Annotated in this window: 14 protein-coding genes; 9 read left to right on the plus strand and 5 right to left on the minus strand. The window is 72.6% G+C overall.

Annotated features, from left to right (window positions below):
* Window positions 1-239 precede the first annotated feature (239 nt).
* The 5 genes from murQ (at window position 240) to ACWGIF_RS35760 (ending at window position 5597) form a co-directional block, all read left to right on the plus strand.
* Window positions 240-1175, plus strand: a complete 936-nt coding sequence (gene murQ, locus ACWGIF_RS35740) for an N-acetylmuramic acid 6-phosphate etherase (RefSeq protein WP_453503778.1) — start codon at window positions 240-242, stop codon at window positions 1173-1175.
* 74 nt (window positions 1176-1249) lie between these two features.
* Complete coding sequence (locus ACWGIF_RS35745; protein ID WP_453503779.1) at window positions 1250-2797, plus strand: PTS transporter subunit EIIC; 1548 nt, start codon at window positions 1250-1252, stop codon at window positions 2795-2797.
* 156 nt (window positions 2798-2953) lie between these two features.
* Window positions 2954-4201: an MFS transporter gene (locus ACWGIF_RS35750; protein WP_453503781.1), complete on the plus strand. Its 1248-nt coding sequence runs from the start codon at window positions 2954-2956 to the stop codon at window positions 4199-4201.
* Window positions 4202-4484: 283 nt separating this feature from the next.
* Window positions 4485-4934, plus strand: coding sequence for a hypothetical protein (locus ACWGIF_RS35755; protein ID WP_453503783.1), 450 nt, complete (start codon window positions 4485-4487; stop codon window positions 4932-4934).
* A 69-nt stretch (window positions 4935-5003) separates the two neighbouring features.
* Complete coding sequence (locus tag ACWGIF_RS35760; RefSeq protein WP_453503784.1) at window positions 5004-5597, plus strand: GNAT family N-acetyltransferase; 594 nt, start codon at window positions 5004-5006, stop codon at window positions 5595-5597.
* A 143-nt stretch (window positions 5598-5740) separates the two neighbouring features.
* Here the strand turns inward: ACWGIF_RS35760 and ACWGIF_RS35765 are convergent, their stop codons facing one another.
* Window positions 5741-6277: a hypothetical protein gene (locus ACWGIF_RS35765; RefSeq protein ID WP_453503786.1), complete on the minus strand. Its 537-nt coding sequence runs from the start codon at window positions 6275-6277 to the stop codon at window positions 5741-5743.
* Window positions 6274-6492, minus strand: a complete 219-nt coding sequence (locus ACWGIF_RS35770; RefSeq protein WP_453503787.1) for a hypothetical protein — start codon at window positions 6490-6492, stop codon at window positions 6274-6276. The genes ACWGIF_RS35765 and ACWGIF_RS35770 overlap by 4 nt, the downstream gene beginning before the upstream one ends.
* Window positions 6493-6607: 115 nt before the next feature.
* Here ACWGIF_RS35770 and ACWGIF_RS35775 point away from each other — a divergent pair, with 115 nt between their 5' ends.
* Both ACWGIF_RS35775 and ACWGIF_RS35780 read left to right on the plus strand, forming a co-directional pair.
* Window positions 6608-7444 carry a helix-turn-helix domain-containing protein gene (locus ACWGIF_RS35775; RefSeq protein ID WP_453503789.1) on the plus strand — a complete coding sequence of 279 codons (837 nt, stop codon included), beginning with the start codon at window positions 6608-6610 and terminating at the stop codon, window positions 7442-7444.
* The gene (locus tag ACWGIF_RS35780) at window positions 7428-7682 is read left to right on the plus strand and encodes a DUF397 domain-containing protein (protein ID WP_453503791.1); all 255 of its coding nucleotides are present in this window, start codon (window positions 7428-7430) and stop codon (window positions 7680-7682) included. The genes ACWGIF_RS35775 and ACWGIF_RS35780 overlap by 17 nt, the downstream gene beginning before the upstream one ends.
* A gap of 3 nt (window positions 7683-7685) precedes the next feature.
* Here ACWGIF_RS35780 and ACWGIF_RS35785 read toward each other — a convergent pair whose 3' ends face one another.
* Window positions 7686-8894, minus strand: coding sequence for a S8 family peptidase (locus ACWGIF_RS35785; protein ID WP_453503793.1), 1209 nt, complete (start codon window positions 8892-8894; stop codon window positions 7686-7688).
* 367 nt (window positions 8895-9261) lie between these two features.
* On the opposite strand from ACWGIF_RS35785, the gene ACWGIF_RS35790 reads away from it, so the two are divergent.
* Entirely contained in the window at window positions 9262-9627 is a 366-nt protein-coding gene (locus ACWGIF_RS35790; protein WP_453503794.1) for a protease inhibitor I9 family protein, read from the plus strand.
* A 28-nt stretch (window positions 9628-9655) separates the two neighbouring features.
* Here the strand turns inward: ACWGIF_RS35790 and ACWGIF_RS35795 are convergent, their stop codons facing one another.
* Together ACWGIF_RS35795 and ACWGIF_RS35800 are read right to left on the minus strand one after the other, a co-directional pair.
* The gene (locus ACWGIF_RS35795) at window positions 9656-11140 is read right to left on the minus strand and encodes an outer membrane protein assembly factor BamB family protein (RefSeq protein ID WP_453503795.1); all 1485 of its coding nucleotides are present in this window, start codon (window positions 11138-11140) and stop codon (window positions 9656-9658) included.
* A 104-nt stretch (window positions 11141-11244) separates the two neighbouring features.
* Window positions 11245-11844 (minus strand): phosphoribosylanthranilate isomerase, encoded by a 600-nt coding sequence (locus ACWGIF_RS35800; protein ID WP_453503797.1) that lies wholly within the window; start codon window positions 11842-11844, stop codon window positions 11245-11247.
* Between the two features lie 127 nt (window positions 11845-11971).
* On the opposite strand from ACWGIF_RS35800, the gene ACWGIF_RS35805 reads away from it, so the two are divergent.
* Window positions 11972-12097: a hypothetical protein gene (locus ACWGIF_RS35805; protein ID WP_453503798.1), complete on the plus strand. Its 126-nt coding sequence runs from the start codon at window positions 11972-11974 to the stop codon at window positions 12095-12097.
* The last annotated feature ends 43 nt before the right edge of the window (window positions 12098-12140 follow it).

The following is a 12140-nucleotide window of genomic DNA, read 5'->3' on the forward strand; positions in this document are numbered from 1 at the left end:
GCCGGCTATGAAAAACCCCTTTGCGCCCCCCCCCCCGGCCCCCCCCCCCCAATCTCGCCCCGCGGGGTTGTGAGCCCCGGGGCCGGGGCGGAGCCCCGGCCCCTCACCCACCCGCACCGCGACCTCCAACCCCCCCGCCCCGTCCAGCCCCGCCGGCGCTGAGGCACGGGGTCCGGGGCGGGGCGGAGCCCCGATCTGTCACCGCACGGCCACCCGCACAGCCGCCCCCAGGGAGCCCGATGACCGCGTACGAAGAACTCCGCGCCCAACTCGCCACGCTCACCACAGAGGCCTTCCGCCCCGAACTCGCCGAGATCGACCGCCTGACCACCCTCGACATCGCCCGCACCATGAACGCCGAGGACGCCACCGTCCCGGCCGCCGTCGCCGGCCGGCTACCGCTGATCGCCGCCGCGATCGACGCGATCGCCGAGCGGATGGCCCGCGGCGGCCGGCTGATCTACGCGGGCGCCGGCACCGCCGGCCGGATGGGCGTCCTGGACGCCAGCGAGTGCCCGCCCACCTTCAACACCGACCCCGCCGACGTCATCGGCCTGATCGCCGGCGGCCCCACCGCGATGGTCAAGGCCGTCGAGGGCGCCGAGGACTCGAAGGAGCTGGCCGCCGAGGACCTCGCCGCGCTGCGGACCGGGCCGGACGACACGGTCATCGGCATCTCCGCCTCCGGCCGCACCCCGTACGCGATCGGCGCGGTCGAGTTCGCCCGCACGCGCGGCGCGCTCACCGTCGGACTCTCCTGCAACGCCGGCTCCGCGCTCGCCGCGGCCGCCGACCACGGCATCGAGATCGTCGTCGGACCCGAGTTCCTCACCGGGTCCACCCGTCTGAAGGCCGGCACCGCGCAGAAGCTCGTCCTCAATCTCATCTCGACCATCACCATGATCCGGCTGGGCAAGACCTACGGAAACCTCATGGTCGACATGCGCTCCTCCAACGAGAAGCTGCGCGCCCGCGCCCGCCGCATCGTGGCGCTGGCCACCGGCGCGCCCGACGACGAGATCGAGGCCGCTCTGACGGCCACCGACGGCGAGGTCAAGAACGCCATCCTCGTCGTCCTCGCCGGGGTCGGCGGGCCCGAGGCCGCCGAGCTGCTCGCCGCCTCACGCGGCCACCTCCGCACGGCCCTCGCCAACGCCCCCGCCCCGCCCCGCTGACCCCTCCCTCGCCCTCCCGCTCCCCCTGCCCCCTGTCCCTGCCCCCTCCCCCACTACGGCAAGGCGACCCCACCATGTCCACGGACAAGAACCGCGCCACCGCCGCCGCGATCCTTCCTCTGGTCGGCGGCCCGGACAACATCACCTCGATCGCGCACTGCATGACCCGCCTGCGCATCTCGCTGCGCGACCGCTCGCTCGTCCAGGACGAGGCCCTCCGGGCCCTCCCGGCGGTCCTGGGCGTGGTCGAGGACGACACGTACCAGATCGTTCTGGGGCCGGGCACCGTCGCCCGCGTGACCCCCGAGTTCGAGGCTCTGGTCGAGGAGGGCCGCTCGGCCGGCCCCACGCCGACCCCCACTCCGACGCCCACGCCCTCCCCCACGCCCGCTCCCTCCCCCACCCCCCGCACCATCACCGCGGAGGAACTGCGGGCTCAGGGCGCGGCACTGAAGGAGGCTCAGAAGGCCCGGAACGCCACGCCCTTCAAACTGCTGCTGCGCCGGATCGCGAACATCTTCGTCCCCCTCATCCCGGCGCTGATCGGCTGCGGCATCATCGCGGGCCTGAACGGCCTCCTGACGAACCTGGGCTGGGTGCCCTCCGTCGTCCCGGCCCTCGCCGCGATCGCGGCCGGCTTCATGTCGCTGATCGCCGTGTTCGTCGGCTACAACACCGCAAAGGAGTTCGGCGGTACCCCGATCCTGGGCGGCGCGGTCGCCGCGATCATCGTCTTCCCGGGCGTCGCGAAGATCACCGCCTTCGGCCAGGAACTCAGGCCCGGCCAGGGCGGTGTCCTCGGCGCGCTCGCCGCAGCCCTGCTCGCCGTGTACGTCGAGAAGTGGTGCCGCAGGTGGGTCCCCGAGGCCCTGGACGTCCTGGTCACCCCCACCCTCACCGTCCTGATCTCGGGCCTGGTCACCCTCTTCGGCCTGATGTTCCTCGCCGGCGAGGCCTCGGCCGCCATCGGCACCTTCGCGGACTGGCTGCTCTCCACCGGCGGCGCCTTCGCCGGCCTGGTCCTCGGCGGCCTCTTCCTCCCGCTCGTCATGCTGGGCCTGCACCAGGCCCTGATCCCCATCCACACCACGCTCATCGAGCATTCCGGCTACACCGTCCTGCTGCCCATCCTCGCCATGGCGGGCGCGGGCCAGGTCGGTGCGGCCATCGCCGTCTACTACCGGCTCCCGCACAACCGCTCGCTCCGCACCACCATCAAGTCGGCGCTCCCGGCGGGCTTCCTGGGCGTCGGCGAACCCCTGATCTACGGCGTATCCCTCCCCCTCGGCCGCCCGTTCGTCACCGCCTGCATCGGCGGAGCGGCCGGCGGCGCCTTCGTAGGCCTCTTCAACCAGCTGGGCGTCGCCTTCGGCTCCACCGCCATCGGCCCGTCCGGCTGGGCCCTGTTCCCCCTCCTGGACGGCAGGTCGAGCCCGGGCGTGACGATCGCCATCTACGCGGGCGGTCTCACGGTCGCCTACCTGGTGGGCTTCGCCGCCACGTACTTCTTCGGCTTCACCGCCCGCATGCTGACCGACCTCGACACCGGCCCGGACCCGGCCACCCCGCCCACCGAGCCCATCGAGCCCACCGATCCCACCAAGGAACCGGCCCTGGCCTGACGCCCGCGCGGCAGCTGGTCGTGGGCAGGTGGTCGTGGGCAGGCGGATCCGGCTCCCCGCCGAGGCGGACGTCGCACTTCGCCCTCGCCCAGATCCCGCAACGGGCGCGTACGGCGCTTGCCCTCGACCTGCTCGAGGGCTTTAGCGTCAGCGGCCATGGCCTCCCCCGACACCGCCCGGCCCCGCTCGGCACGCCCGGCCCTTCCCCGCACCTATCTCGTCTGGCTCGTCGGCACCCGTGCCTCGCTCCTCGGTGACGCCGTCCTCTACTTCGCGCTGGGCTGGGCGGCCAGTGCCCACGGCGGCGGGACGGGCGCTCTCGTCCTGACCGCCATCACCCTTCCGCGCACCGCGCTGCTGTTGCTGGGCGGTGCCGTCGGCGACCGCTTCGGCGCCCGCCGGATCACGGTCATCGGGGACGCCGTCATGCTCACGGCCACGCTCGTACTGGCCCTCGCGAGCTGGCGCCTGGGAACATCTCCCTGGCTTCTCCTCGCGGTCGCCGCCGTCATCGGCACGGTCGACGCGTTCTACCTGCCGGCCACCGGGTCCATGCCCCGCCGTCTGGTCGGGAAGGAACAGCTCCCCCGGGCCTTGGCCGTGCAACAGGCCGGTGGCCAGATCGCCTCGCTGCTCGGGGCTCCCCTGGGCGCCGTACTCGTCGCGACCGCCGGCCTGACCGGCGCCGCGTTCGCCGACGCCGCCACCTTCGCGATCGTCCTCGTCGTCCTCGTCTGCGTCCGCCCCGCCTACGACGTCGAACGCTCCCCTCGCGAGGAAGGCCTCCTGCCGGAAGCGGCCGACGGGGTACGGATCGCCGTGGCGGATCCGGTCCTGCGGCCCGCGCTGCTGCTGACGGCCGCCGCCGCGTGCTTCCTCCTGCCGGTGGTGTCCCTGCTGAACCCGCTCCTGGCACGCGAGCACGGCTGGAGTGCCGGGGTGGCCGGTCTGGTCGCCGGCGGTCAGAGCCTCGGGGTGATCGCCGTGGCGCTGGTGACCGCGCGGTGGGGCACCATGCGCCGGATCGGCAGGGGTGCGGCGTGGGGGCTGTGCGGTGCGGCGCTGGGAATCACCGCGGTGACGATGGCGGGGACGCCGGCCGCGGCGGTGGCCGGCGGGGTCGTCGTCGGTGCGGGTTCCGGGATGTTCGCCTGCCATATCGGCCCGCTGGTGCTGACCCACACCCCGGGCACACACCTGGCCAGGCTGCAGGCGTTGCTGGTGCTCGTGCAGAGTCTGGCGCTGGTCGTGGGCAACAACGCACTCGGCGCCCTCGCAGACGCGCAGGGGGCCACGACCGCTGCGGCGGTATGCGCGGCGGGTGCCTGCGCCGCAGGAGTCACGGGCCTCACCCTGAAACCGCTCCGCCGCCTCCGTCGCCCCAGCCGCCCCCGCCGGGAGTGAAGGGGGCGCGTCAAGCGGCGCAGGTGGCCCCTTCCGTCGCCCGGCGGTGAAACCGTCCCGGTGCAGCTCCCCGCCGAAGCCGTCGCCGGAACCGCGCTGATCGAGGTCGTACGCCTCACCGTGCCGCCGTCACGTTCCGGCCGTCCCGCGCCACCTCGCAGCGCAGTTCTTCGACGCGCAAGCCCCGAGTCCCGCACCCTCCTCGGCCGCTTCCGCGCAGTGGCCCCGGCGGCCCCGGCGTGATCCCTCGCAAGCCGGGGGCATCCTGCACGATGCTGTGCGCATGAGACTCCCCGCCGCCGCCGTCGCCGCCACGACCCGGATCGATGTCGTACGCGTATGCGCCGGCCCGGACCAGTGGGGCGACCCGATGACCGGCGACGTGGTGGGCCGCTGGGAGGGCCCCGAAGCAGCCGCCACGCTGGCTCTGATCAGGAAACTGCCCACGGCTCAGATGACACTCTGCGCGTTCGCCCCCGGCTGGGGCATCCGCGCCTACGGGGACCCGGCCGCTCCGCCCCTCTTCGAGGTGGCGTTCTGCTACGGCTGCGACAAGGTCTGGCTCTGGGGCCCACAGGCCCCGGAGCACCTGGGCCGCCAGGAATTCGCCTCCGACTCCCCCAACGCGCAGTACCTCCGCCTGCGTTTCCGCGAGGCCGAATCCAGCCCCGCCGCCCCGTCCAGCGCCGCCCGTTCCGGTCCCCCCGTACGTTCCGGTCCCGCCGGCGTTTGAGGCGCGGGGTCCGGGGCGGAGCCCCGACCGTTCACCCGCACCGAACAACGCGCCCGGCAGGATGCCTCCATGAACAACGCCATACCCCCCGTGGTCCCGGCCGGCCGCATGCGCTCGCTCCCCCAGCCGGAGTTCACCCTGGACGGCGGAATGCTGCTGCGCCCCTGGGCGGCCCCGCACGACGCCCCCGCGCTCGTCGAGTCCTGCCACGACCCGGACATCCGGCACTGGAACCGGCCCGACCTCCTCACCCTGGCCGAAGCCGAGGACCGCATCGCCCGCTGGCACGCCCGCTGGCAGGACGAGGAGGCCGGGATCTGGGCGATCGCCCTCGCCTCCGGCGCCCCCGCCGTCGGCCTGATCGGCCTGGCCGACCTCGATCTGCGCGGCGGCAGCGGCGAGATCCTGTACTGGCTGCTGCCCGCCGGCCGCGGCAGCGGCGTCACCGCGAAGGCCACGGAGCGCGTCACCCGCTGGGCGTTCGAGCACCTCGGCCTGCACCGCGTGCGCATCACCCACTCCGTGGCGAACCCGGCCTCCTGCGCCGTCGCCCGCAGGGCCGGCTTCCCCCTGGAGGGCACCATGCGCGGCGCCCTCCTCCACTCCGACGGCTGGCACGACGAACACCTCCACGCGCGACTGCGCACCGACGCCACCCCATGACGTCTCCGCACACCGGCCCCCATGGCCAGGGGACAGACCCCTCTTCCACCACCCACTCCACCGACTGCACTATGACCTTGGCGATCCCGTCGCAGTCAGCGCCGTAGCGAAGGACCCCAGGCCCGAGGGGACGGAGCGGCCCGCTACGCTCCGGCGTCGGCTGTTCCGGCGGCCTCCCGCAGGAAGCGGACGAGATCATCCACGCCGTAGCCGAGCTTCGGGCCGCGCTCGGCCGCCATCAGCAGCAACTGCCCCACGATCTCGGCTCCCCAGCCGTCCGTACCGTCCGCGGACCACTCCCACAGCTTCTCGATGCCGAGTCCGGTCATGAGCAGCCCGTGCCCGGTCCGGATCTCGGCGCACAAGTCGGCGACCGCGTCCAGCAGCCGCTCCCCCGGCCGCTCGCACCGCAGCCCCAGACACCCGCCGAAGTCCTCGACCGCGCACCCGTGCGGCGGGCTCGCCCGGAGCCCCTCGTAGCCCGGATCGTCGAACCCCGGATACCCCTCCACCGGACAGTGCACCAGCGTGAACCGCTGCCACCCCGGGCGCGGAGGCGGCTGCTGCGGACTCCCCGCCGTCGGCCCGAAGACCCCGCGCGGTGCCAGCGCCGTCTCCAGGCCGCGCAGCTTCCAGCCGAGCTCGAACGCGAACTCCGCGGCGTCGATCGCCTCGCTCACGGGTGTGCCCTCTCGTGCAGTACGGCGGCCAGCCGGAGCGCGGTGTCCAGATTGCAGCGACCCAGGTCCACGAGGGGGAGGCCGTAGGTACCGGCGGCGGAAACCCCGTCCACGTCGAGCGAGGGGAAGACCACCCCCACTCCGGTGAGCGCGTCCTTGAGCTGCCGCACGGCCTCCTCGGCCGCCAGGATGCGCTCCTTCGCCGTCATCACCATCACATGTCACCTTTCTACTCTGCGTGTTCACGTTCAGCACACAGCGTGGCGACGGGCTGGCTAGCCTTTCAAGGAAGCACCGAGAACAACCCCACCTGTTGGCCCGGGAGTCGCCATGGCAGGTAAGAACCTCGACCCCTCTTCCTCACCCCGCGCCCTGCTCGGCGCCGAACTGCGCGTGGCCCGCGAGCGCGCGGGCAAGAGCCAGGCGGAGTTGGGTGAGCCCCTTTTCGTCAGCGGCTCGTTCATCGGCCAGCTCGAAGCGGGCACGCGTCGCATGCACATCGAATTCGCGCGCCAGATAGACGAAATCCTCGACACGAACGGTTTCTTCGCCCGCAACTGCGGGGCCTTGGCCAAGTCCAAGTACCCGAACCACTTCGCTGAGGCGGCCGAAGCAGAAGCCGAAGCAAAGACGATCCGCGAGTACGCACCTCTGGCGTTGCCCGGGATGCTCCAGACGGAGGCGTACGCCCGAGAAGTCTTCATCGCGTACCAGCCGACGGCTACAGACGAAGTCATCGCCGAGCTAGTCGCGAACCGGCTGGACCGCGCCAAGCTGCTGGAAAATCCAACAACCCCCCTGTTGTGGTGCGTGCTTGACGAGACCGTGCTTCGACGGGTCGTCGGCAGCAGAAAGGCGATGGCCGAGGCCTTGCGGCACATCGCGGCCCTGCTCCGTACACGCCGGATCTTCATGCAGGTACTGCCGTTCAGCGCAGGAGCACATGCATCCATGGGAGGCACCCTGAAGCTGATGACCTTCGAGAACGCCCCTCCACTGGCCTACGTCCAGGGAAACGCAATAGGTGTACTGCTAGACGATCCGGCCAGTGTTGCCCGCCACTCGCTGACCTACGATCTCCTCACGGCCAGCGCACTATCACCAGCCCAATCGCTGGCCATGATCGAGTCCGCGGCGGAGGATTACGAGCATGACCAGCATGCGTGAGTACGATTTGTCTGCGGCCATCTGGCACAAGTCCAGCTATAGCGACGGCACCGGCGGCGACTGCCTGGAGATGGCCACCTGGCGCAAGTCCACCCACAGCGGCGGCAGCGGCGGCGACTGCCTCGAAGTCGCCGACGGCCACCCCGGCCTCGTCCCCGTACGGGACTCCAAGCAGCCCGACGGCCCGCACGTGGTGTTCCACGCACGGGCCTGGGCCACCTTCACCGCGGCCCTCTGACGGTCAGAGACCGCCGTTGTTCAGCAGTTGGTTGGGGGTGCCCTTGCTGACGCTGGTCAACACGTCCTTCGTGGACTTGTCGTCGAGGAACTGCACGATCTCGGCGGGCGCTGCGCTCGGGTGGGCCTGCTTGTAGAGGGCGGCGACACCGGCGACGTGCGGCGCGGCCATGGACGTGCCGTCCAGGGCCACGCTGCCGCCGCCGAGCTTGGCGGAGATGATGGCCTGCCCGGGGCCGTAGAGGGAGACGCACGCACCGAAGTTGGAGAAGGACGTCTCCTCGTCCCACTGGTTGCTCGCCGCGATCGTCAGCACGCGGGCGGCCGACGCCGGCGAGACGTTGCAGGCGTCGACCGAGGAGTTGCCCGCCGCGACGACCGGCAGTACACCCGCGTCGGCGACCGCGTTCGCGGCGTTGTTCACGGCGTCCGACCGGTCTCCGCCCAGGGAGGCGTTCAGCACCGCCGGCTGCTTGGCGTTCTTCGCCACCCAGTCCATGCCCGCGATGATCCCCGACCACGTGCCCTTGCCGTCACAGCCGAGGACGCGGACGCTGACCAGGTTCGCCTTGCGCGCGACCCCGTACGTCTTGCCGGCGACCGTGCCCGCGACGTGCGTGCCGTGGCCCTGGCAGTCCTGCCCGTTGCGGCCGTCGTCGACGGCGTCGAAGCCGAAGGTGGCACGTGTGGCGTCGGGCCCGCCGAACTCGGTGTGCGCGTAGTCGATGCCGGTGTCCAGGATGTAGGCGGTGACCCCGGCGCCGTTGCCCTGGACGGTGAAGTCGTTGTCGAGCGGCAGCCTCTCCTGGTCGATCCGGTCCAGGCCCCACGAGTTCGACGGCGCCCGCATCCCCCCGGTGGCCGGCATCGGCAGGGCCTGGACCGAGGCGTCCTCCTCGACCGACTTCACACCCGGACTGTTGCGGACGAGCGTCAGCTCCAGCGAGGTCAGCGGTACCGCGAAGCCGCTCATCGCCGACGTGTAGACGAACGACGGCTTCAGCTTCAGCTTCTGTGCGACCTTCACCGCGTCCTGCCCCTTCTCCAGGGTCACGATGTACCTGCCGGGCACCGGGTTGGAGGAGGTGAACAGCGGGGCAGGGGCAGTGGCGGGGGTCGGGGTCGGCTCCGGGGCCGCGGCGGACGCCGAAGCGGCCGCGACCGGGGTGACCGTGAGGAGGGCGGCGGCGGCCACACGTGCGAGCAGGCGCATGAAAGGAACTCCCTGACGGGGGGGGTGGAAGGTCGGCATGGGTGAGCCGCCCCCGTGGCGTCAAGTGCCTCTGCGGGGGCGGCCCCTCTTGCATCGGTGGCCACTTCGGCGCGGCTTGAACCGCTCTCCCCGCTTGGGCGATCGGACGGCGTCAGCATCAACACGGCATGTCACACAAGCTGCAGAAAGGGTCACCCCGCTCTGCGTCACGGCCGCGCCCCGGGCCTCACCGCCCGGCTCACCACGGCAAGATCACCCGTATGGCCCGCCCCCACATCAGGGGGCGCACGGCCGGTGCGCTTCCCGTGCCCCCGCCACACCCGCGGACATCGTTGACCGGCCCCGGCGCGCGTGATGGCCTCCTGCCATGCGCACCCGTCTGAGCCGAGCCCTGCCCGTGGCCGTCGCCCTGCTGGCCGCCGTCGCCGCCCTGCCCGTGTCCACGGCCACCGCCGCCGTACCCGAACCCGTGGCCCACACCACCCACACCACCCACACCGCCCTCGTGGCCCTCGCTGACGAGGACGGCACGTACATCGTCACCTTGCACAAGGACCTCGACCCGGTCGCGGTGGCCGACATGGTGGGGGCCACCCCGGTCCACGTCTTCGACACCGCCCTGCACGGCTTCAGCGCCCGCCTCTCCCCCGCCCAGGTCACGGCCCTGCGTGCGATGCCGGGCGTCGAGGGCATCGAGGAGGACGGCGAAAGCGCCGGGTCCGAGTTCTCCTGAGGCGGGTTCGGCCTGCCGGGAGGCTGCGTCACCAGCCGAAGACGGGGTTGACGTCGAAGGTCGGCGGAAGGGTGTCGCTGCGGTCCAGGTTGATGAAGACATAGCTGCCGGGCGGGCCCGGAAAGAACGCGAACCGTCTGCCCAGCGGCAGGTCGCGCAGGATCGTGGACTCCTGCCGCTGCCTGCCGCGGTCCAGGCCGAGACGGGTGAGGTAGGTCCGCGGGTGGTCCGAGGTCACCACGGCGACCTCGTCCGTGCGCGTCCGCGCCAGTGCGCGGACCTTCGCGTCCCCGAAACCGGCGTGCCAGACACGGCGGCCGTCGGTGAGGGAGTACGCGGACACCCCGTTCTTCTTCCCGTCCTTCACCGGTGTGACCAGCAGGTCTCCCGCCACCACCGGGGACGGCTCGGTCAGCAGGTCCTCCGTCCGGCTGGAGGCGAGGACGACGCCGCGCGGGCGGCCCTCGTCGTCGAACAGCAGCACCGCGTCGGTGCCGCGCTCGGCCGTCTCTGTGACGTGAAGGGCGAGCGGCCGGGCAGACAGCACCCGGACCTCGCGCAGACGGCTCGCCGTCGGAAGCGGGGTCTGCCAGGCGCCGGCGCCCGTCCGCGTGTCGACGGCCGAGATCCGGGCCGTCGTCATCGCACCACTGCACTGCTCCACGAACAGGGCCCGGTCCCCGGCCCCGTCGACGGCCTGGACCTCGCACTCGGCCGGGACCGGGACACGCCAGCGCTCCTCGCCGCCGCGCAGGTCGAGGCCGACGAGGGCGCCCTCCTCCGCCACCACCGCGGTCGTGCCCGCGGCCGCGACGACCGTGTGCGCACGGGACGGCTTGAGGTCCCGGTCCCACAGGCTGCGGCCCTGCTCCAGGTCCACGGCCTCGATCCGCGCTCCGCACCGCCCGCCCTCCTCGTACGCGACGAGACCGACGTCCGACGGCGTGGTCCGGCTCAGCGCGCAGACGGGAGTCTGCTGAGAGGCGGGCAGCCGCCAGCCCTTGCGCCCCTCCCCGTTGTACGCGACGAGGCCGTCGGGCCGCGCCCGTACCAGCACGGCGCCCCGGTCCGGCGCCCAGACGCCGATCGGCTGCGCCGCGGGCGGGACCGCGCTCTGCCGGCCGAAGAGGTCCATCTGCGGGCCGCGCATCCACGTGTAGGCGCTCCAGCCGGGCCACAGTGCGACCAGCGCCAGAGTGATGGCCAAGGCCTGGGCGAAGGAGGAACGGCGGACGAGCGGCGCGCCCTTGATGCCGGCCCACAGCAGCCCCGCGGCGGTCCCGAGCAGCGGGATGAGGACCGCCAGCCAGCCCATGCCGCGGGGACAGTCCTGCCCGCTGCACACGTAGCCGGGCGTGTCGGCGAACCACAGCTTCCAGAAGAGCACGCAGTACAGCAGCGTCACCGCGGCGAGGACGGCGGTGACGCCGAGCCACGTGACCTGGAAGAGCCACGTGAAGAGCCGCTTGGGCTGAACCCGCGGTAAGAGTGCCGGTGCCGGTCGTGTGTCCATGATCCCCCCGGTCGCAGACTAACGGCCGGGCGGAACGGGGGATTACGCGGCCCGGACCGTCGCCCGGACCGTCGCCCGGACCGCCGCCCGGACCGGGTCCCGACCTAGCCGCGCGCCGCTCGGATGAAGGCGCGGATCAGCTCCGGAGACTTCACGCCGCGCTCCCGCTCCACCCCGCTGGACACGTCCACACCCCAGGCTCCGGTCACCTCGACCGCCCGCCGCACGGTGCCCGGGTTCAGCCCGCCCGCGAGCAGCCAACGCCCCTCGGGCGCGGTGAAGTCCGCCGCGCCCCAGTTCCACGGCTTGCCGGAGCCCGGGTCGGGGGCGTCGAGCAGCAGCAGGTCCTCGCCGTACTCTCCGCAGCGCTCGACGTGCTCGGCGGTGGCCCGCAGCAGGGTCCGCCCCTCGGCGCGCAGCGCCGCGAAGTCCCCGGGCCCCTCTTCGCCGTGCAGCTGCACACCTCGTACGCCGCTCTCCTCGGCGAACCGGCGCACCTCGTCGACCGACTGCCTCCGGAACACCCCGACGGTCAGCACCCCGTCGGGCACCGCCGCGACGAGCGCCCGCGCCGTGGCGGCATCGACCGTACGCGGACTGCCGGGCGCGAACACGAACCCGACGGCATCGGCCCCGGCCGCCACGGCGGCGTCGACGTCCTGCACGGCCCTGAGTCCGCAGATCTTGACGAAGAGATCGCTCATACCTCAAGTCAACCAAAGCCGCCCGCCCGGCGGTGATCCGTCTCGGCACCCGGGCGCGACCACCCCGCGCCGCTAGCCTGGAACGGGGCTCACGCCCAGTGCACGGCACGCCATGCGGAGGACAACGGTGACGATCATGATCGAAGGGGCCACACCGATAGAGCAGACGCCGCCGCCGACGTTCGAGACGCTCCTGCGCACCGTCGAGGAGATGGACCCGTTCGCCTTCGGGATCGGCACCACCGGCTTGTGAGCCGACCCGAACGCCCGAGGGCGGCACCCCCCGCGGGGGGTGC

The organism is Streptomyces sp. NPDC054849 (genome assembly GCF_053610945.1).